Genomic DNA, 21,143 nt, shown 5'->3' on the forward strand with positions numbered 1-21,143 from the left:
AATTGATTGAATATTTGAATTAATTTTTTCTTAGTTTAACTCCACCATAACTGGTAGAAATATCAATAGAATTTCCACTGTTTTTTTCTCCGTGATATCCTCTATAATCTTTACTGGAATTATCTTTACTTTTTTTCATTGTACTAATGCTATCATCAAGATTAATTCCTCCGTAGGAAGTTTTTATAACAAAATCAAAACTTAGAGTAGAGTCATACCCAATACTTACACCAGTATAATCGGTTCTAATATTGACATTGTTTGTTGTTGATTCTAAGTTTTTAATATCAATAGATCCGTAGTCAGAGTTGATATTTACACTGTTACTTATGTTTCCAATATTAGTATCTAGGTAATCACCATTTCCTTTAAAAATTCCTGCTTTTTCCACTTTTAAACTACCATAATCACAGTTATAATTAAGCTCTTTGACCGCTTTTATTTTTGATTTGGTATAGTCTGCATTAAGTAGAACCTCATCTCCCATATCTAAAATAAAATCTGAGTAATCAGCATTAATTTTTCCACTTTTCATATATTTTATTGTACTGTTGTGAGTGTAATCTATACTTATATAGTTTTCATTTCCAAGTAATTCGCCCACAATGATCTGACCATAATCACAGCTTATTTTAGCATTCCCTTTTGTCTTATCAAGAGTTATACTTCCATAATCGTTATTTAGATCTACACTGTTTGTAATTGGTACTTTTACCGTATAATTAATTTCTAGCTTTAGGTTATTTCCACCCCAACTATCTGAGAATTTAGACCACCATGATTTACTATCTTTGTTAAATGTAGTTCTTGCACTTACCATTTGTGAAGATGCTTCAAAATCTACGCCAATACTTTCAAGTTTTTCTATTACTTTTTCTTCATCATTTCCATTAACTTTTATATTAATTTCCATTACGATTTTATCCTGATCCCAAGAAGTTATATCTAGATTTCCATAATCGTTGCTTATTTTTAATAAAGCATTACTGCTTACAGAAAATTCTTTCTTCATAGATTTCTCTTTTGTATATTTTCCTTTCTTTCTAATATCTCCATTTGCTAGAGAAATGGCCGGTATAAGAAGTAGTAAGTATATTAATTTATAGTATATTGGTTTCATTTTCATTTAATTTTATTTTGTTGATGTTGTCAATTTTTTCTAATACTTTTTCTAGTAAAGTTGCTCTTTTCTGAAAGTTTTTAATCATCGCGCTGATTACTCTTTTATCATTACCACTTTCTACTAGATCTTTTTTTAGATGTTCATAACTAGATTCTAATTTTTCTAATTGTTTCATAGCATCCGCAACTAGTTCAGTTGTTTCTGCTGATGAGTTTTTGTCAATTTCTTCCAGTTGGTTTTTGATCGCAACTGTAAAGAAATTTTGAGTATCCTCCATTTGTGGAGAAACACTTGCTAAATCGGCTTTCTCATTAGTGTTAAATATAGGAGCTATTGATATGGTACCTATTAATATTGCTATAGAAGCTGCAATTGCTAATGGTTTTATCCAATTTATTTTTTTAGATGTAAGAGAAACAACTTTATTTTGCTCCTGCAATTTCTCTAAAAAACGTGCTTTATGATCAACTGATGGTTCAAATACGTCAAGTTGATTTTCTAAACGTTCAAATAACTTGTCTATTTCATCTTCCTTTTTCATGTAACTATTAATTTTTTACGTAAACTTTCTTTCGCGCGAGAAATCAGTGTACGGCAATTAGAATATGATATATTTAATATTCCACAAATCTCTTCATAATCATAACCTTCTATCAAGTGCAATGATAATGCGGTACTATAGCTTTCTTTTAATTCTTTTAAAGTATTTAAAACTGTATTAGCTTTAACACTAGTCAAATCTTCTCTTACAATCCCTTCTGTTTCATCTGTAAGTGCATATTCAATGGTTTCTAAAGGGACCTCACCATAAATATTTCGCTTACGAGATATTGTAAGACTAGAATTAACAACTATCTTTTTTAACCAAGCTCCAAATACCTTGTTGTCTTCTAACATTGACAGTTTGGTAAATGCTGTTAAGAAAGCTTCTTGCATCACATCTTCAGCTTCTGCAGAATTTTTTATAATTCTATAAGCTGTGTTATACATAGCTTTATAGTATCTGTTATAAATTTCCATCTGCGCACTCTGATCTTGATTACGGCACCTTTCTATCAGTTGCTCAGTATTTAGTTTGGTTAGTGTCAAAAATTTCAGTTTACTTTATATAAAGATATGGATAGATCCTTTTTGTTACAGTTTTAAAAATATTTTTTTGAAGTTTATGGCATAACAATTGACTTATCTAAGTAGAATCAGGTACAAATGCCTTATTTTGCAACTGTTATCGATTCTAAAATTAGATTTAATAAACTTTTAAAGAATGTCATTTTGATTAGATGACAAAATGACTTTGTATATATACTTATGACGAAATCCAAATTAACAACTCTTGACAGTTTGTCATTTCAAGGAATAAATGAAGATGCAGAATTAATACCTTTAATGACACCTGAAGATGAAGAGGAAATCGATAAAGAAGAACTTCCGGAAACGCTTCCTATATTACCATTGAGAAATACTGTTTTATTTCCAGGAGTAGTGATTCCTATTACTGCTGGTCGTGATAAATCAATTAAGCTTCTTAATGAAGCAAATAATGGAAATAAAACGATTGGAGTAGTTTCTCAAAAAGAAGAAGACGTAGAAAACCCTACTTCTAAGGATATAAATAAGATTGGAGTAGTAGCTAGAATCTTAAGAGTTCTTAAGATGCCTGATGGAAATACAACTGTTATTTTACAGGGTAAGAAAAGGTTTAAGATAGATGAGATCTTAGAAGAAGAACCATATATTAAAGCAAGAGTATTAGAAGTTCCAGAAACTAGACCTGCTAAAGAAAATCAGGAATTTAATACGATTATTGACTCTATAAAAGAATTGGCTTTAGAAATTATAAAGGAAAGTCCTAATATTCCTTCGGAAGCATCTTTTGCGATTAAAAATATTGAAAGTAATTCATTTTTGATAAATTTTGTTTCTTCAAATCTAAATTTACCAGTTGATGAAAAGCAAAAAATATTAGAAATTGATAGTATTAAGGATAGAGCTTTAGCAACGTTGAAGTATATGAATTTAGAGTTTCAGAAATTGGAACTAAGAAATGATATACAAAATAAGGTTCAGCATGATATGAGCCAGCAACAACGAGAGTATTTTCTTCATCAACAGATGAAAACGATTCAGGAGGAACTAGGTGGTGTGTCTCATGAAGATGAGTTAGAGGAAATGCAGGTTAGAAGTAAGGATAAGAAATGGGATGAAAATGTAAAGAAACATTTTGACAAAGAATTGTCTAAGATGCGTCGTATGAATCCGCAAGTAGCCGAATATTCTATTCAACGTAATTATTTAGATCTATTTTTAGATTTACCATGGAATGAATTTAGTAAAGATAAATTTGATCTAAAACGCGCCAAGAAAATCCTTGATCGTGATCATTACGGTTTAGACGAAGTAAAAAAGCGTATCATAGAATATTTAGCAGTACTAAAGCTGCGTAATGATATGAAATCACCGATACTATGTTTGTACGGTCCTCCGGGAGTTGGTAAGACATCATTAGGGAAGTCTATTGCCGAAGCATTAGGTAGAGAATATGTACGTATATCACTAGGTGGATTGCGAGATGAAGCAGAAATTAGAGGACATAGAAAGACATATATAGGTGCGATGCCTGGTCGTATTATTCAAAGCCTTAAAAAAGCAGGAACAAGTAATCCAGTTTTTGTTTTAGATGAGATAGATAAACTTTCTGTAGGAAACCAAGGAGATCCTTCTTCTGCTTTATTAGAAGTGCTTGATCCTGAGCAAAACTCTGAATTTCATGATAATTTCTTAGAAATGGGATTTGATCTTTCCAAAGTGATGTTTATTGCTACTTCCAATAGCCTTAATACAATTCAGCCAGCTCTAAGAGATCGTATGGAGATCATTAATGTTACAGGATATACGATAGAAGAAAAAGTTGAAATTGCAAAACAACATTTATTACCAAAACAATTGGTTGAACACGGATTGGATAAATCTCATTTAAAAATAGGAAAGGTACAATTAGAGAAGATCGTAGAAGGATATACAAGAGAATCTGGTGTTCGTGGATTGGAAAAGCAAATTGCTAAAATGGTGCGGTTCGCTGCTAAAAATATAGCAATGGAAGAGACTTATAATATAAAGGTAAGTAATGATGATGTTGTAGAGGTTTTAGGAGTTCCTAGATTAGAACGTGATAAATATGAAAATAATGAAGTAGCAGGTGTTGTTACAGGATTGGCTTGGACTAGTGTAGGTGGTGATATTTTATTTATAGAATCGATTCTTTCCAAAGGAAAAGGAAGCTTAACAATTACTGGTAATTTAGGAAAAGTAATGAAGGAATCTGCAACTATTGCTATGGAGTATATAAAAGCTAATGCGGATGTTTTAGGAATTAATCAAGATATTTTTAGCAACTACAATGTTCATATTCATGTTCCGGAAGGAGCTACTCCTAAAGATGGTCCTAGTGCTGGAATTACGATGCTTACGTCATTAGTGTCATTATTTACCCAAAGAAAGGTCAAAAAGAGTATTGCTATGACAGGTGAGATAACACTAAGAGGTAAGGTATTACCTGTTGGTGGAATTAAGGAAAAAATCTTGGCAGCAAAAAGAGCTCATATCAAAGAAATATTGTTGTGTGAGGATAATAAAAGAGATATTGATGAAATTAAAGCAGAGTATCTCAAAGGATTAAAATTCCATTACGTTAAAGAAATGAGTGAAGTTTTGGAATTAGCATTAACCAAGAGTAAGGTTAAGAATGCTAAAAAATTGTAATTTTTAATATTTATTAATAATGAGACATATTTTTTCGTAAAAAAAAATATGGACTTTAGGTATTGATTTTACTGGATTATTTTAATTTTCAGATGTTTAAAATAAAAATAATAAAAAAAAAGTGTAACAAAATTTAGTCATGCTCGTCATATAGATGTAAACAGTAGAGAAGTCAACAAGATCTATTATTAGATAAAAAAGTTGAATGTATACTTAAAGGGGATTAATCCTGATACATCTTGGGATTGATGCTTTTTAGAAAAAGTATTTAAATTTAACTTACAATCAAAAAGCGAGATTTACTTTACTAAATAATTACAAGTTCGAACAATATTTTTTTGAGCGTTTATCCTGATACTCCTTGGGATAAGCGCTTTTCTAATTTTGTAAAGTAAATAAGACTATTTTAGTTTACTTTTTTTGAGGTTTACACGCAACCGTAAGTTGTATAAATGTTTTACTTTTAATATGTAAACCAGACTTTATTTTTTTAATTCATGTTTTTGTCAACCAACATATATATTACACATGGAAATCTCTTAAAACCCGAAGTTAGAATGTCACACCTATAATAGTCTAAAATGGCGATTCCTCAATAGGTTCATTAGCTAGAAAAGTTTTGGTTAAAACGGGATTGTTTCCAGATACAATCCCGTTTTTATATATTATAGTTCCTGTATACTAAAAAATATTACTATTCTTGCATATGATGAATATTGTCCCGCAAATCAACACTCAAAGATTAGCAATAAAACTTAAACCCTCTGCAGAAAAAATGGTGAAAAGAGGACACCCTTGGGTTTTTGAAAATAGTATTATTAAACAAAGTAATAAAGGAAATGCTGGAGATTTAGCTATTATATATGACAGCAAAAAGAATACTATTATTGCAATTGGATTGTATGATCCATATTCTCCAATTAGAATTAAAATAATTCAGTTTAAGAAAGCAGCTCAAATAAATGAAGAATGGTTTGGTCATAGAATTTTACAAGCTTATAGTATTAGAAAAGAGTTATTAGAAACAAAGACAAATAGTTATCGATTAATATTTGGTGAGAATGATCAAATGCCAGGTTTTATTGCAGATGTGTATGATACCGTTTTAGTTATAAAATTGTATTCTCATATTTGGTTTCCATATATTAATTGGGTGCTACCTTGTTTAATAGAAAATACAGAATGTAAAACTGTTGTAATGAGACTAAGCAGATCATTACAAACTAGAGGTGATACATATAATTTAAAGGACGGGGATGTAATTTTTGGAGATTTGGAGAATGAGGTAGTGGTGTTCGAAGAACATGGAGTTTTGTTTTCGGCGAATGTAATTAAAGGTCATAAAACTGGATATTTTTTAGATCATAGACATAATAGAAAGAGAGTCGGTGATCTTGCTAATGGAAAAACAGTATTGGATGTGTTTTCTTATGCAGGAGGATTTTCTGTTCATGCATTGGCTGGGAATGCTAAAGAAGTTGTGAGTCTTGATATAAGTAGACAGGCTCTAGAAATGGCAAAAGATAATGCTTCTTTAAACAAGCATTCGGGAGACCATAATATAATGGTTATAGATGCTTTCGAAGGGTTGCAAAATCTTATAAGCGATAACAGAAAATTTGATATCGTTGTTATTGATCCTCCATCTTTTGCTAAGAGAGAAAGTGAAATTTCTAAGGCAAAGAATAGTTATGCTAGATTAGCTAGGCTAGGAGCTCAGTTGGTTGGTGAAAAGGGAATTTTAGTTTTAGCCTCTTGTTCTTCTAGGGTAAGATCAGAGGACTTTTTTAATATATGTGATGAAAACATATCTCAAAGTGGAAGAAATTTTAGTGTGTTGGAAAAAACATATCACGATATAGATCACCCAATAACATTTGAAGAAGGAGCGTATTTAAAGTGTGTGTATTATAAAATGAGTTAATGTAAATGATCAATTTCTGAACCAGGTTGAAGCATATTAATGTTACGTATGAAATGCTTCAACCAAATTTAGGTTCAGTTATTGTTTTCTTATCAGTGCTTTCCAAAAACATGTACTTTTGCTCGATTTTTAGATAAATTTTTGGTGTCATAGAAAAAAGTGATATCCCTTATAATTCGTTTGTTACCTTTTAAATCAATAATTCTAGTCGCACCTCCTTTTTTGAAATTCTTTTTTACTTGAATTACTTGCTTTTCTCCATTTCCATATTGTACAACTATTCGATGCATATTTATAGAACCATTGGTTACTTTTACTTTTAGTTTTTTAAATGCACCATCTTTTGCTGTTACTTTAATAACATCTCTATCAATTTTATAATTTACTGTTCTAGATCCTAAATGTTCCCATTTTATTTTAACGGTAGTAAAGCTGCTTCCTACTAAAAATAATACCATTAAAAATGGTACGATTAGTTTTTGTCTTTTTTTATTTTTCATAATTTAATGTTTTAGTGTTTAGTAGTAAGACCATGCTAATCAATAAAGGTTTAATTATAATTTTAAAAAAAATAGGTTACATACTTCAAATATGTAACCTACTAGGTGTATCTTTTACAATATTATGTACTAATACAAAATGTTTAGTGCTGTTTTATCCGTATCGGTAAATTCTCCATCTTCAGTAGTTCCAAAACATGCTTGCATGATAGAATCAGCATAAGCGGATGTAGGTGTTCCAGGAATCCAAATAGCAGGTGGTTCTGCTGGTAGAGGACCAGAGTAACCGCAGCTTTGACGATTATACCAATCTTGATGTCTAAGACCAATACAATGGCCAATTTCATGGCCTATTACATGTTCATTTACATTGGTTGTAAACGCATCTGTTCCAGAGTTGATTCTAACCCATTTATAAGGTTCTCCAAGTGTGTTCGGAAAACCAGCATTTCCGCCACCACTAGCTACATTAATTTTATAAACTACCATATCGGCGTTGTTGAAATCAGTACCAAAAGTAAGATTGAAATTTAAACTATTTGATAATGCATTATAATTGTTAACGGCCCAACGCAGTGCAGTTTGCATTTTAGAAGTCAATGCAAAATTCCCTCCAGTATATCCCAATATATCAATATCCCTATAATTAGGAGAGACCAAATTAGTATCTCTATATTGTTTATTGTCACCATTTAAAGATTTTAAATCTGAATAAGATGTAAGCTTATCTATAGGAATCGTAATATCTCCGGATATTAAATAAGTGCGGGTTTTGCCATCTAAGGTGGTGATTTTTTGGATAGTAACATCATCGATATTTACACCCATATTAAATAACTTGGTGAGCTGTTCTTTAGTTGGTTTCTTATGTGTTTCTTGGATTTCTTCATTAATTTCTTTTTTCTGACAGGAGAAGTTGGTTATAAGAACCATAAGACAAAGCATTAACAATGTGATTTTTTTCATCGTAGTGTATTTTAATTTCAGTTGATTAGTTTGAATTTTACGATAAGTTCTTGCAAAAGTGTTCCTTTAAACATCAAGTGCTCTATGAAAAATATTGTTGGGATAGTTGTATAATATTTGTGTGGTTTTATATCGTGCAAATATTTATTTTTCAAAACTACATTTTAGTAATACAATGAAAAAGGGGTATACAACCCAAGTTGTTGGGTGAATACCCTTTATATTATGTTAAGGAATGAAGTGGAAAGTAAAAATACTAATTATTCTACTTTAGTATAATTTTCGGATTGCGAATAATGACCAGTTTCATCAATTGTTATTTGTTGATAGGATTTTTTATCCATTACTAGTTCAAATCTAAAAACTTGAGTGGTGTCTACTATTTTCATCATTGGTCCAGATGCATATTCTAATCTTTCTTCAAGGATATTACCTTTAATTGAATATGTTCCATATCCAAACCATTCATTACTATCTGCTGGGTCATATCTAGTCCACATCACTTTTCCTTTACTATACATTTTTACCTGTCGGTATCCATTTGGATTTAATATGGTATCAGAGATTTCATTGTGATCATCATATAGAAATTGATGCTTTAGATCCCAAACACCTTCTAGGTTAAAATTATTGACATCAGAGGTGTTAGACGTATTGTAAATTGAATTTATGGAGAAAAAGCTGAAAATGATTAATAAGAAGGATTTCATGATGGAGTGATTTTATGAATTGAAAATCAATAAGTTACAAAAAAAATATGATTTTGTTTTGTTTTAAAAAGGCTTTATAATTTCTTTAGGAGAGATTGTGAATAAGAATTTGATAACAAACATGAGAGGCCGATAAAAGTAAGGTTCTTAAAACTTAAATTTGAAGTAGAAAAATGGTGTATCTGTATTGTTTTATTCTTAATGTAAAATATGATAGAGTTCCAAAATAAGAATTTTATATGACTGAATATGTTTTGTTAACTGATGAGCAAACCTATTTTGTAGAATATCTAATAGGGGAGTTGGTCTTGTCTAATAGTATTAGTGAAGCAATGAAGTTTAATGATGAACATTTGGCTCTAAAGTTTAAAAAGATGTTACATAGCTCTTGTAAATTGACCACAAGTGTTAATACATATATTGATTAAAATAGATTATCATAAAACAGTATTGTTTTATCAATGTGTGTTGAGAAGATAATTGATGTTTTAGGTTGTAATTGTACGAATGCAAATGAAAAAAGGGATATGTATCATATACATATCCCTTTTTTAAAATTTATTTTCTCTTCTTAGTTTGATGATAGCATTGCAAAGAACTTGTCTAGATTTGGTAATAATACAATTCTAGTACGTCTATTAATAGCCATATTCTCTTCTGTGTCATTTTCTACTAAAGGTTGATAGCTACTTCTTCCTGAGGCGATTAACTTAGATGGGTCAACATTATACTTCTTTTGTAATAATCTTGTGATAGAAGTTGCTCTTTTTACACTTAAGTCCCAGTTATCTTCTAATGCAGGTGTGCTAATCGTTCTTGGATCAGTGTGCCCTTCGATCATAACATCAAGACTTGGTTCAGAGTTAATAACTTGAGCTAATTTTTCTAAAATATCATTTGCTTTGTTACTAACACGATAGCTTCCGCTATTAAATAGCATTTTGTCAGAAATAGAAATCATCACAACAGTGTTATCAATGTCGATAGAAATATCCTCATCCTCTTTTAAACTATCGTCTAAAGAACTTTTTAGGTTATGAGAAACAGCTAAATTCATTGAATCTTCTAGAGTTCTTGCTCCTTGAAGTTTTTCTGGATCTACTTGAGATAATGTTTGTTTCATTTTTTCTTTAGTATTGTTAGAAATTACCGCAAGGTTATCTACCATTACCATTTTCTCATCATTAGAATCTCTTAATGAATTTATTTTTGCATTATAATCAGCTACTCTTGCTTCTATTTTAGCAAATTTAGATTCTAATTCTTCTTTTTCAACTGTTGTTTTCTGTAATGTACTACGAGTATTATTTAGATCCTCTTCTAGAGCTAAATACTTCTTTTTCGAAACGCAAGATGTGGTCATTAAAGCCCCCGATATTGCAATTAATGTGAATACTTTTTTCATGGTTATTTAATTAATCTTTTATACTTACCTAAAACTACTTGTTCTTAGTTTTATTATAATTTTACCTACTAAACTTTTCACATTGAATTCTTAAAAATTGTTAAAAAAAATTGCTAAAATTAGTATACCGTATTATTTTTACGGTAAATTTATCACCGAATTATTTGTAATAAATTGAATTACAACGCTTTAGTTTTTCAGCCTGTTTGGCTAATAAATCTAATGTTTGGTTAATAAATAATTTTAGTTGTAACGAGACCATAAATAAATCGTCTTATAACAAACGAAACGCCCAGAATGAACTTTACTTTAGAATTTAAATTTTTGGAATTTCATGTTTTTGAATAGGGGAAAACTAACTTTATTAATAATATTATGTGTTACAATGCAAACGGTTGTCGCACAGAAATCGGGTATAGAAGATAACGTAGTACTACAGAATTATAAAAGGATAGTATTAGATGGAGGTATAACATATTTACCTATATATAAGGTGAATAGAAAAAAAGTTATACCCATTGTCAATACGGTGGATACGATTAGTAAAAAGGATATTAGCAAGATTTATAAAGAAGATTGGAGTACCACAGTATTCAATACGTACTGGAGGAATAAACAAAACAAACATCCTTTTTTATTACATTTCGCAGACTCAACCTTTTCTTCTCCAGTGGATCATAAAATGGTTGTCACTTCTAGATATGGATGGAGAAGGGGAAGGCCACATCAAGGAATAGATATTGACCTTAGGACTGGTGATAATGTAAAAACATTATTGAGGGGAAAAGTTAGATATGCTAGAAGACACGGAGGTCATGGTAAAACAGTAGTTATTAGACATGATAATGGTTTAGAGACAGTATATGCGCATCTTTCGAAATATTTGGTTAAGGAAAATGATATTGTAGAAAAAGGCCAGGTGATTGGTAAAGGTGGAGTATCAGGAAATGCTAGAGGTAGTCATTTACATTTAGAAGTAAGATATCATGGAAAAAGTATTCACCCAGAATATTTATTTGATTTTTCTCCGGATACAAAAATAAGATCAAATGATATAGTGGTTACTAAAAAGTGGATAACTCCAAGATCTCACCGTTCTACAAGACAAAGTAAGATTGTAGTTCAAACTAACATTGAAGAAACGTTAGATGAAATTAAAAATCCGACGAAAAGTATTTACATAGTAAAAAAGGGTGACACACTACACGGTATAGCCAGAAAACATGATACTAATGTTTCCGAAATATGTAAAATAAATGAAATAAGATATAATTCTGTTCTTAATGTAGGACAAGAAATAGTAATCTATTAGATATTAATTTTCTACGTACTTGTTTATCATCTCTAATAGGATGCTTTTGTCGTAAGGTTTTAGGATATAATCGTTTAAACCTGCTTGCATAATTTGTCTATTTAGTTGCGTAACATCAACCGCAGTTAACGCAATTATAGGCGTTTCGTTATCAAATTCTCTAATTCTTTTGGTAGTACCGATTCCATTTAGTTTTGGCATATTTATATCCATCAAAATGATATCATAAGTATGATCTTTAGCAAGTTCTATAGCATCAAAACCATTGTCAATAGTCGTACACTCAAAATTTTCTTTGGAGAGTATTTTATCTGCAACTAATAGATTAAGTTTATTATCATCAACAATTAATGCTTTTTGCTTATTGTTATTTGCGTCTGGATTAGCTCCCTTGTTATTTTGGTTAATTGCTTCCAAATTTAATACAAAAGCATACTCGGAACCGGCTTGAGAATTATTTTGCAAAATGATTTCTCCGCCTATTGATTTAGCAAGTCTCTTTACTATTGTCGAATTTATTCCTGTTCCTAGATAGGACTTTTTTACCTTTTCTATATCTATGAATTCTTGATAGATAGATTTTTCATCTTCTTCAGATACTTCGTTTCCATCATGTTTAATCTTAAAGGATATATTATTAAGTTTACCTTTTTTATTGATCAAATGAACCGAAAACACTATGTTTCCATTTTTAGTAAATCGCAAAGCGTTACTAATTAGATTCATTAATATCTGCGATAAGATAGCTGGATTTCCATGTAATTTTTCTGGAATGTCATTATCAAAATCTAAATCCAATGTATTACCACTGTTTTCTGTAGCATAACCAAAAGAGTGTATAATATTCTGAGTAAGTTCACGTAGATTAATTGGTCTTTTATCGGTAATAATTGTATCAGACTCCAGAATATTTACCTGTAAAACATTATTAATAAGAGTCAATAAATAATCACCAGAAAATTTTAAAGACTTAAGATTCTTATTATGTTCCAATTCTGGATGTTCATTATACAAAATATTAGTCAAGCCCATAATTCCATAAAGAGGAGTTCTTAATTCTTGGCTAAGTGAAGATATAAACTCTTGATTTTTTTGTACTTTCTTTTCTGTAGAAGTCTGTAAAGAGCTTAGTTCTTGGTCCTTTTTTTTAAGGTTAGAAGCTAATAAATAGCATTTGTAACTTAAAAAAAGAACTAAGATGGATAATAAAGTCCAGATGGCATAAGAGATCATTGGTTGTTTTTATGACAAAATAAAAGATATCGGATTTATCTTACAAATTTAAAAAGGAGTTTTTTTCATAAAAGTGATTTTTTTATTGGTTTACTGAATATATTGATTGTTTGGTCGAGTTTTTGATAACTAATAATAAAAAAAAGTAAGGGAATGAGTATCTTTAACGACAATATCTGATAAAGGAGTGAGGAAGATGAAATCTACAGTTATATCGGTGTTATTATTATTATTTGTGAATTTAATGAGTTCACAAATTGAAAAGCCTTTATCATCTATAAAAATAGATGATAATAGTAGCACTTTAGGAACAAGTACATATAAACTTACTCCAGGTTTGACTAAACCCAAAAATAATTTTAGTTTATACAAAAGCCCGAAAGATTCTATAAGGTTTAATAGAACTCAAAAACCTTTTGATATGACGGGGGATAATGGTCTATTACAACCAAATTTTAAGGTAGTTCCTAAATGGTTCCAGAAGGATAAAGAAATAAAGGAAGAGTATAAGTCAGATCAGTATCTAGGAGATTTTAAAAGTAAATCAGAATTTGTTTATCTTATTTATCGAGATCATCAGTCAGTAGATGGTGATTTAGTCCGTATCTTTTTAAATGATGATGTAATCCGATCAAATGTTTATTTAAATAGTGTATTCGAAGGGTTTAAGATAGATCTTATTAAAGGTTTTAATAAGATTGATATAGAAGCTCTTAATCAAGGTACTTCTGGTCCCAATACGGCAGAGTTTCAGCTACACGATGATCAAGGTAATCTCATTACAGCTAACGAATGGAATTTGACTACTGGAGTAAAAGCAACTATAATAGTTGTTAAGGAGTGATTTTTCAACTACTATTTATAACTCAATCTTCTTTTTTTTCTCTTTATGAATTCCTTTCTTAGGTTTTCATTATTTATTTACTCGAATATTTTTTCTACGTAACATTTCACTTTGTTTTTACAAACTTTGTGCATATTTAATTCATAGCTTTATTAATTTTTTTTAATTTTTTGTGATTTTTTTGAAATACTAAACACTAATGATAAAAAGAAACTCAATATGAGTAAAGAAGAAGAGTTTACTCGGATTATTAAAGAAAATGAAGGAGTTATTTTTAAAATAACCACAGTTTATACAGATCAATCCGAAGACCAACAAGATTTATATCAAGAAATAGTATATCAATTATGGAAGGCTTATGATTCTTTTAGAGGAGATGCTAAGGTAAGTACTTGGATGTATCGAGTGGCATTAAATACAGCGATTACAAGATTAAAAAAAGAAAAGAGAAAAGGAAATAGAGTAGGGATTGATCAAATAGTACTTAAACAAACGGAAAACTATAATACAGAGTTCGAAGAAAAATTAAAAATACTATATGCGCATATTAAAATGCTTAGTGATATAGAAAAGGGGCTAATTCTATTACTACTAGAAGGTAAGAAATATGAAGAAATTGCATTGATTACTGGATTGACTCCAACCAATGTGGGAACTAGAATATCTAGGATAAAACAAAAATTAAAAACTCAAATAGTTAAAAAAGGGTAGTAAATGGAATTAGAAGAAATGCAACACGTATGGTCTGAGATAAGCGGGCAATTAGAAAAACAAAAAAAACTAACAGATAAAATGATTATGATGATGACACAAGAACAGTATAGAAAAAAATGGAATAGAATTGCTTACCCAGAAATATTTGGAACAATTATTTGTTTCGGTATGGCATTGTTAATTTTATTGAATATTAATACGTTGGAAACTTGGTATAATATGTTTTTTGGTATTTCATCTGCCATCATACTAATTATATTACCAATACTATCGTTAAGATCTATTAATAAAATGAGTGGGATTAATTTCTATGAAAATAGTTATAGAGATACTTTAGTAAAGTACACTAAAAATAAAAAACAATTCCAATCACTTCAAAAAATATCCTATTACCTCAGTTTTTTACTAATCTTTTTCATTTTACCAGTTACTTCTAAAATTCTTGGAGGAAAAGATATGTTTACTGGTGTTAAAAACCTCTGGCCATTATTAATTTTTATACCTATGGGAATTACCTTTTTCGTGTTCTTTGCTAAATGGGTTAAAAAATGCTATGGAAAGAATATTAATGATGCAGAAGAAATATTAAAAGACTTACAATCAAATGAATAAATTGATTTTTGTATAGTGTAAATGGTATCTAAAATTAGATACCATTTGTTGTTTTTTGCTAAAATTTATTTATTTCGGTTTATGAAATCCACCCTTTCGAGTTGGAGAATTTAGAAAACCATATTAAAAATATAGCGAATACCAAGATTATAACTGGCATATATACTCTTTGACCTGATAGCTCTACAAAATCTTGTATAAAAAAATTATAGGTTTGTTGAGCTAATATTCCTAATAATGATACTATAAAAAGTACAATGGCAATTTTTTTTCTTATCAAAAGAGCAATGCAACCAAAAAGTCCAGAAAAAACTGCTATCGCAAATACAGAAGTTACCCAAGCCGGGATATTATTGTAAAAGTGTTGATCTGCTTCTGGCATCGCATTTAGTATTTCTTCTGTCATATATGCTTGACCTAAGTAAGCCATTACTCCCATAATATTCCATAAAAGTGCGATAATACTGATGACCCAAAACCATACGGGTAATTTGTTAGTAGTACTCATAATTAATTGATTATTAAGTTGTTTTGAGCTAACAATGTATGCAGAAACCTAGTCAAACGCAAATCTCACTAGGTTGTCAATTGTAAATTATTGTTCAATATATTAGAATTATAAAGATTGCTAGTTGTTTTGTATTTTTAAGAAATCTAACTAATTATTAATATTATGAATCTTCAAAAAAGATATAACAACATAGGTAAAAATTTCTTTTTTTTAATGTTTATTGTTCTGATTTTTATGGTGTTATATTGTGGTAAGAAAGAGCCAGTATTTGATAAAAATTTTGTTCACTCTGTTTACATATGGCTTAATAATCCTGATAACCCTGAAGAAAGACAACTTTTTGAAAAATCTCTTATTAAATTCCTCAATACCTCAAAGTATGCCAAAACTAATTTTGTTGGTACTCCAGCAGGTACAGATCGAGAAGTAGTGGATAACACATATACGTATTCTATAATAGTTACTTTTTCATCAAAAGAAGAGCAAGACCTTTATCAAAAAGAAGAAGCTCATTTATTATTTATTAAAGAAGCTTCTTCCTTATGGAATAAGGTGCAGATATATGATACTATTGTTTTAGATTAATATTTTTTAATGATCATATTTATTATGGTTTTTGGTCAAGATAATTTTCCAATTTCCCGAGAGCATTATCCCAGAATTGTTCGTAGAATTTTAACCATTTATTAATCTCTATTAGTGGTTGTGTGTCTGCTTTACAATAACGTTCCCTTCCTTTTGAGTTGATTGTTACTAAACCTGCATTTTCAAGAGTTTTTAGATGTTTTGTAACACCTTGACGACTCATTTCGAATTGACTTGATATTTCAGTAATTGGCAGGGCAGTAGTCGCTATGACCAACGCATGAAATATTTCTCGTCTTGTGGGATCAGCAATTGCTTTAAGTATTTTGGTAATCTTATTCTGCATGTACTTCTTGTGTTATGTAGTTAAGTAAATCTTTAATACAGTTATCCCATCCACCATCGAAACTAGTAAACATTTCTACAGCAGTTTCTCCATCATAATTTGAAATGCCGGAATGTTCTAAAGAAAGTTTAGTACCACTAGCTATTTCTTCTAAACGCCACACTACAGTTGTTTCAACATCTGTGCCTTGTATTGTCCATGTATATATTAAGGTATAGGGCTTTGCTTCTTTAACAGTCCCAACTATAGGTTTACAGTTCTCTTTGTCAGGAGAGTGAAACGTATATTGATAACCAACTTCTGCTTTGAAATCTGCTGGAAGAAACCAAGTTGATATTTCCTCTTGTATGGATATGGCGTTCCATAATTTATCAATTGAGTGTGTGAAAATTTGTTCTTTGCTAATTACGTCTTTCATTTTGTAAAGTTTTAAGATTTTAATGATGCAACTAAAAGGTTGCTAATTTAATAAAATAAAACAAAAAAGCAACCTTTTAGTTGCATTATTTTTGCCTTTATATGTTTGAAAACAAGTTTGATAAACTAAAAAGGTAGTATATTATTTTTTTAGATTAACATTTATTACTAAATTGAAACTCCTCATAACTAAGTATATATTCCCCAATTTTTTAGTATTAAAGTATAAGAAATGATCCATTGATTCATATCTCTGGAGATATTCTAAATAAGTATGTTTTTTTCAATATACCCGATATTGGGTATGTTGTATATACTTGATATTATAGAAATTAGTAGTGTTGATTTTATATTGAATTATAAAACAGCTAAATAATTCCTATAACATGTGTTTTAAATTATATTATACATTAACATAGACTATCGTATGGCATTGATTTATGATCAAATAAATGGAGAACCAAAAACTCATGTATTAATTATAGGGGTTGGAGGATATCGTTATTTATCTGGAGGAGTTGAAGAAAAGGAACAGAACTACGAAAAAATTGGTCTTTTACGGCAGCTATCATCACCTCCAAAGTCTGCATTAGCTTTTCGAGATCATTTGTTAGAAATAGAAAATGATGTTCAGAAGGATTTAGTTAAACCTTTAGGAAGTATTGAGTTATTGATCTCACCATCACCAGATGACCCTAATCCTGGTAGCAATGATGAACAATTCGAAGCGGCAAATTTTGTAAATATCTCTAGAGCATATAATGATTGGAAACAACGCTGTGATATTAATGAGAATAATGTTGCTATATTCTTTTTTAGTGGTCATGGTGTAGAAAAAAAAGATCATTATTTATTAGCTGAAGATTTTGGGGCTAATTCTAATAACCCTTGGTTGATGGGTAGTTTCAGTTTTAATAAAACAAGAAACGCCTTTCATTCCTGTAAAGCATCTACTCAGTGCTTTTTTATAGATTCTTGTAGGAAAATCAATGCACAAATGCTTCAACAAGATTTACCAGACATACCTTTAGATATTCCATTGTTGACAACACCAGATTGTAAACATGATTTAACAATGAAAGCGGCCGCACACAATGAAGCAGCTTATGGACCAAAGAAGAAACCTTCTTTTTTTACTCAATCAATAATAAAGGCTTTGCAAGGATATGCAGCTGATAAAAGAGGTGCCGAATGGGTTGTGAATACTGGAGATATTGCTACGCAAATTCATAATATTCTTCGTACAGTTAAATCTACAGAAGGATATAAACAACGATGTATTTATGCGGCTAGTGATCCTGCTAGTTTGATTACTTTTAGTAAAGCACCACCCGCACATTTGTCTGTGGCCTGTGATCCAGTGGAAGCTACTAATGTGTCAAAACTAATTTGTACTGCTTTAGAAGGAGGAACTGAATTTACCGAAGAGCCTAAATCTGACTCTTGGAAATTGAATATGACCGCAGGAATTTACAAACTGCAGACGGAATCACAAAGTGATGAATTTAGTAATGGAGAAACATATGCCTTAGTTAGAGCAATAGCAAACGAAAAAATTAACTGTTCCCGAAATGAGTAATCTATCTATACATATAATAACACACGGGAATGATTCTTCTCGTATTCCAAAGAAAATCACTGTTTTGAATGCAAAATTGGAAGAACTTCATTCTTTTTGGATGAGTTATGATAATTCTACAACTCTTGAGGTAGTTCCAGGTGTTTATGGAGTAATATTAACACTTGCTTCTGGTAATAAAATCGAAAAAGCTGTAATGGTAAAAGCTGGTTCAACCGGAATCGTAAAATTTGATTTATCTGGTTTAAGCCCCAGTGAAACACAAGAATGGGCTTATTTATCTAAAAATTTATCTACACATAGTGACGAAGAAAAAGATTTAGTGGATAATGTTTATTTAGGGGCTTGGATTCGATTATGGAAAAAAGATAATGAAAATTGGAATGTAGTTGAGATTCCTATACAAGAATCTAGCTCTTGGAATGAAGAAGGAGTAAGTTACGAATTGGATGTAGAACAAAGTCAACAATTTTTGCAAGTTGGAGGTCCTAAAATTCCGTGGCGATTAATTGCATTGCCACCAAATAGTCATTTAATGTGTCTTATTAGACCAAATGAAGGTCCTGAAGGTATTGTACACCCGTTAGAAGTTACAGTTACTACTGATAACTGGCATGCAGAGACTATTTTGACCTTACTTAATCAAGATTCAAGGTCTAAAGCACAAGATTTGTATGAGAGTTCTGGTCTTAAATCATCTTCTGCTCAAGATTTGCTTTACGGAAAAATGACAGATCCCGCTGCTGCTGCAATAGGCGGGTATTATTTATTGAAAACAGAAGAATTAGATCGATTGCATAATTGGGCAGAAAATTTAGCTAATTGGATGCCGTGGATGTCTGATGGCTCTATTATTTGGGCATGGCAACTTATTAAAGAAGGCAGAAAAAGTGGAGAAATAAATATCGATGAAATTAGATTCCGATTTTTAGAAGCTACAAAAAGAGGGATACCATTATACACAGAAGGACTAAAATTATTGTGGAAAGGTTTAAAAATGTTATCCAATAAAGAAAATTTGGATCTTGAAATAGAAAAGGCGTTAGAATTGGTAGAGATGTATGCAGAAGCTGCAGACTGGACAACAACTACAACTACTTTTAACGGATTAGATCCTAAAAATCCGTTAAAAAAAACAAAAAAGGGAACTCCAAAAGATACCTCTCATATTGCCTATATATATGATGTTCCATTAAATGAATTGTTACAGGATACTGATTTTGATCCAGTAAATGATAATCTTGAAATATTCACTGATGATACAATTTCTCAGAAGTTATCAATAGAGTCTGATGGTCAGATCGTATCCAATGATGGAATAAAATTTAACTCCGTTTATAAGGCAGCAAAGGAACTTGGTTTAAAAGGAAATAATTCTGAAGTACGAAAAAAAATGGATAGTATACATATTAAATTCCCTAAAAAGGATTTTGATGATGAGATCAGAATGTATAGGATGGGAAAACGAAAAAGAAAACTTTAAAACGATGTTTAATATAAAATTTTTGCCGGCGAGATTCGGAGATTGTATCTGGATAACCTATGGTTCTGAAGATAATCCTAGTCGAATTCTCATTGATGGCGGTACTGGCGGCACAAGACATAGTATTAAAAAACTAGTCAATGAACTTCCAGAAGATCAAAAAAAACTGGAATTATTGGTGGTTACACATATTGATCGAGATCATATAGAAGGTATTCTTAGATTATTAGAAGAGGATCAATTACCTTTTCGGATAAGAGATTTTTGGTTTAATGGATGGAGCCATATAAATACTAATACTCAAGATGTAATAGAACATTTTGGGGCTGTCCAAGGGGAACGCCTTTCTTCGATGATATTAAAGCATAATTTGTCTTGGAATGGCGATTTTAATGGAAATACTATTAAAGTTGATCAAGGAGAGTTGCCAAAAATAACACTTCCAGGAGGTATGAAATTAACTATTCTATCACCTGCGCAGAAGCATTTATCAGAATTAAAAGGTAAATGGGAAGAGGAAGTAAGAGCAGCCAATTTAGATCCAGGATTTGGGTTAGAAGTTAACGATGAGGATGTCACAGAAGATGCTATTGAAAGTTTTGGAGATGGGTTTCCGGATGTTGATGAATTGGTAAAAGAAGACTTTGAAGAAGATACTTCAGCTGGGAACGGAAGTAGTATTGCCTTTTTAGCTGAATATGAAGGAAAGAAAGTATTGTTTTGCGGAGACGCATTTCCGAGTCAGTTACTAGAGGCATTAAATAAAATTGCTCCGGAAGAGAAAATTGATTTAGAATTATTTAAAATATCACATCATGCCAGTTCTCATAACACAAGTCCAGAATTATTAGATAAAGTAAATTGTAAGAATTTTGTGATTTCTACCAATGGTAGAATTTATAAACATCCAAAAAAGGTAACTATTGCCAGAATATTAAAATCTTCTGGAGAAAACACTCGACTAATATTTAATTATAAATCTAAAATAAACGAGATTTGGGATGAGAATTACTTAAAAAGTAAATATAATTACACTACAATATTTCCTACCCCAGAAGATGATATTGTAGCGATTGATCTTTAATATAAACCACAATAAATAACACTTTTTAAATCAATT

General features: G+C 30.4%; 22 protein-coding genes. 11 read left to right on the top strand and 11 right to left on the bottom strand.

Going from position 1 to position 21,143, the window contains the following annotated elements; genetic code table 11:
- Positions 1–19 precede the first annotated feature (19 nt).
- From D1815_RS04605 to D1815_RS04615, 3 genes are read right to left on the bottom strand one after another with little or no spacing between them, the layout of a single operon-like run.
- Entirely contained in the window at positions 20–1,120 is a 1,101-nt protein-coding gene (locus tag D1815_RS04605) for a hypothetical protein (RefSeq protein ID WP_118389870.1), read from the bottom strand.
- Positions 1,101–1,664: a hypothetical protein gene (locus D1815_RS04610; protein WP_118386107.1), complete on the bottom strand. Its 564-nt coding sequence runs from the start codon at positions 1,662–1,664 to the stop codon at positions 1,101–1,103. Before D1815_RS04610 ends, D1815_RS04605 begins: the two co-directional genes overlap by 20 nt.
- Complete coding sequence (locus D1815_RS04615; RefSeq protein WP_118386109.1) at positions 1,661–2,212, bottom strand: RNA polymerase sigma factor; 552 nt, start codon at positions 2,210–2,212, stop codon at positions 1,661–1,663. Before D1815_RS04615 ends, D1815_RS04610 begins: the two co-directional genes overlap by 4 nt.
- Positions 2,213–2,431: 219 nt before the next feature.
- Here D1815_RS04615 and lon point away from each other — a divergent pair, with 219 nt between their 5' ends.
- Together lon and D1815_RS04625 are read left to right on the top strand one after the other, a co-directional pair.
- Entirely contained in the window at positions 2,432–4,882 is a 2,451-nt protein-coding gene (lon, locus tag D1815_RS04620; protein ID WP_118386111.1) for an endopeptidase La, read from the top strand.
- A gap of 706 nt (positions 4,883–5,588) precedes the next feature.
- Positions 5,589–6,806, top strand: a complete 1,218-nt coding sequence (locus D1815_RS04625) for a class I SAM-dependent rRNA methyltransferase (RefSeq protein ID WP_369899381.1) — start codon at positions 5,589–5,591, stop codon at positions 6,804–6,806.
- Positions 6,807–6,898: 92 nt separating this feature from the next.
- On the opposite strand, the gene D1815_RS04630 is transcribed toward D1815_RS04625, so the two are convergent.
- The 3 genes from D1815_RS04630 to D1815_RS04640 form a co-directional block, all read right to left on the bottom strand.
- On the bottom strand, positions 6,899–7,306 hold the full coding sequence (locus tag D1815_RS04630; RefSeq protein WP_051335944.1) for a DUF2541 family protein: 408 nt from the start codon (positions 7,304–7,306) through the stop codon (positions 6,899–6,901).
- Between the two features lie 129 nt (positions 7,307–7,435).
- Positions 7,436–8,272, bottom strand: a complete 837-nt coding sequence (locus D1815_RS04635) for a M57 family metalloprotease (RefSeq protein ID WP_027391593.1) — start codon at positions 8,270–8,272, stop codon at positions 7,436–7,438.
- 260 nt (positions 8,273–8,532) lie between these two features.
- Positions 8,533–8,982 carry a hypothetical protein gene (locus D1815_RS04640; RefSeq protein ID WP_118386115.1) on the bottom strand — a complete coding sequence of 150 codons (450 nt, stop codon included), beginning with the start codon at positions 8,980–8,982 and terminating at the stop codon, positions 8,533–8,535.
- Between the two features lie 239 nt (positions 8,983–9,221).
- On the opposite strand from D1815_RS04640, the gene D1815_RS04645 reads away from it, so the two are divergent.
- Entirely contained in the window at positions 9,222–9,410 is a 189-nt protein-coding gene (locus D1815_RS04645) for a hypothetical protein (protein ID WP_027391591.1), read from the top strand.
- A 143-nt stretch (positions 9,411–9,553) separates the two neighbouring features.
- Here D1815_RS04645 and D1815_RS04650 read toward each other — a convergent pair whose 3' ends face one another.
- Positions 9,554–10,387, bottom strand: a complete 834-nt coding sequence (locus tag D1815_RS04650) for an OmpA family protein (protein WP_027391590.1) — start codon at positions 10,385–10,387, stop codon at positions 9,554–9,556.
- Positions 10,388–10,772: 385 nt separating this feature from the next.
- Here D1815_RS04650 and D1815_RS04655 point away from each other — a divergent pair, with 385 nt between their 5' ends.
- Positions 10,773–11,699, top strand: a complete 927-nt coding sequence (locus D1815_RS04655) for a peptidoglycan DD-metalloendopeptidase family protein (RefSeq protein WP_158594427.1) — start codon at positions 10,773–10,775, stop codon at positions 11,697–11,699.
- Between the two features lie 3 nt (positions 11,700–11,702).
- Here the strand turns inward: D1815_RS04655 and D1815_RS04660 are convergent, their stop codons facing one another.
- Complete coding sequence (locus tag D1815_RS04660) at positions 11,703–12,932, bottom strand: response regulator (RefSeq protein WP_118386118.1); 1,230 nt, start codon at positions 12,930–12,932, stop codon at positions 11,703–11,705.
- Between the two features lie 244 nt (positions 12,933–13,176).
- Here D1815_RS04660 and D1815_RS04665 point away from each other — a divergent pair, with 244 nt between their 5' ends.
- From D1815_RS04665 to D1815_RS04675, 3 genes are all read left to right on the top strand, one after another.
- Positions 13,177–13,776, top strand: a complete 600-nt coding sequence (locus D1815_RS04665; protein WP_120650696.1) for a hypothetical protein — start codon at positions 13,177–13,179, stop codon at positions 13,774–13,776.
- A 219-nt stretch (positions 13,777–13,995) separates the two neighbouring features.
- Positions 13,996–14,487: an RNA polymerase sigma factor gene (locus D1815_RS04670; protein ID WP_118386120.1), complete on the top strand. Its 492-nt coding sequence runs from the start codon at positions 13,996–13,998 to the stop codon at positions 14,485–14,487.
- Between the two features lie 3 nt (positions 14,488–14,490).
- On the top strand, positions 14,491–15,102 hold the full coding sequence (locus D1815_RS04675; RefSeq protein WP_027391587.1) for a hypothetical protein: 612 nt from the start codon (positions 14,491–14,493) through the stop codon (positions 15,100–15,102).
- A 79-nt stretch (positions 15,103–15,181) separates the two neighbouring features.
- Here the strand turns inward: D1815_RS04675 and D1815_RS04680 are convergent, their stop codons facing one another.
- Positions 15,182–15,610 (bottom strand): hypothetical protein, encoded by a 429-nt coding sequence (locus D1815_RS04680; protein WP_118386121.1) that lies wholly within the window; start codon positions 15,608–15,610, stop codon positions 15,182–15,184.
- 165 nt (positions 15,611–15,775) lie between these two features.
- Here D1815_RS04680 and D1815_RS04685 point away from each other — a divergent pair, with 165 nt between their 5' ends.
- Positions 15,776–16,198 carry a Dabb family protein gene (locus tag D1815_RS04685; RefSeq protein WP_233557679.1) on the top strand — a complete coding sequence of 141 codons (423 nt, stop codon included), beginning with the start codon at positions 15,776–15,778 and terminating at the stop codon, positions 16,196–16,198.
- Positions 16,199–16,220: 22 nt separating this feature from the next.
- On the opposite strand, the gene D1815_RS04690 is transcribed toward D1815_RS04685, so the two are convergent.
- Both D1815_RS04690 and D1815_RS04695 read right to left on the bottom strand, forming a co-directional pair.
- Positions 16,221–16,544 (bottom strand): helix-turn-helix transcriptional regulator, encoded by a 324-nt coding sequence (locus tag D1815_RS04690; protein ID WP_027391584.1) that lies wholly within the window; start codon positions 16,542–16,544, stop codon positions 16,221–16,223.
- On the bottom strand, positions 16,534–16,962 hold the full coding sequence (locus tag D1815_RS04695; protein WP_027391583.1) for an SRPBCC domain-containing protein: 429 nt from the start codon (positions 16,960–16,962) through the stop codon (positions 16,534–16,536). The genes D1815_RS04690 and D1815_RS04695 overlap by 11 nt, the downstream gene beginning before the upstream one ends.
- A gap of 426 nt (positions 16,963–17,388) precedes the next feature.
- Between D1815_RS04695 and D1815_RS04700 the strand changes: the two genes are divergently transcribed.
- Genes D1815_RS04700 through D1815_RS04710 form a run of 3 tightly spaced genes read left to right on the top strand, consistent with a single transcriptional unit; the run spans position 17,389 to position 21,107 of the window.
- The gene (locus D1815_RS04700) at positions 17,389–18,540 is read left to right on the top strand and encodes a caspase family protein (RefSeq protein ID WP_027391582.1); all 1,152 of its coding nucleotides are present in this window, start codon (positions 17,389–17,391) and stop codon (positions 18,538–18,540) included.
- A complete protein-coding gene (locus tag D1815_RS04705) occupies positions 18,533–20,023 on the top strand; it encodes a hypothetical protein (protein ID WP_118386122.1) in 1,491 nt (496 codons plus the stop codon). The genes D1815_RS04700 and D1815_RS04705 overlap by 8 nt, the downstream gene beginning before the upstream one ends.
- Positions 19,974–21,107, top strand: coding sequence for a ComEC/Rec2 family competence protein (locus tag D1815_RS04710; protein WP_147404341.1), 1,134 nt, complete (start codon positions 19,974–19,976; stop codon positions 21,105–21,107). The genes D1815_RS04705 and D1815_RS04710 overlap by 50 nt, the downstream gene beginning before the upstream one ends.
- Positions 21,108–21,143: the final 36 nt, after the last annotated feature.

Origin of the sequence: Aquimarina sp. AD1 (genome assembly GCF_003443695.1) — a bacterium.
Lineage (GTDB): Bacteria > Bacteroidota > Bacteroidia > Flavobacteriales > Flavobacteriaceae > Aquimarina > Aquimarina latercula.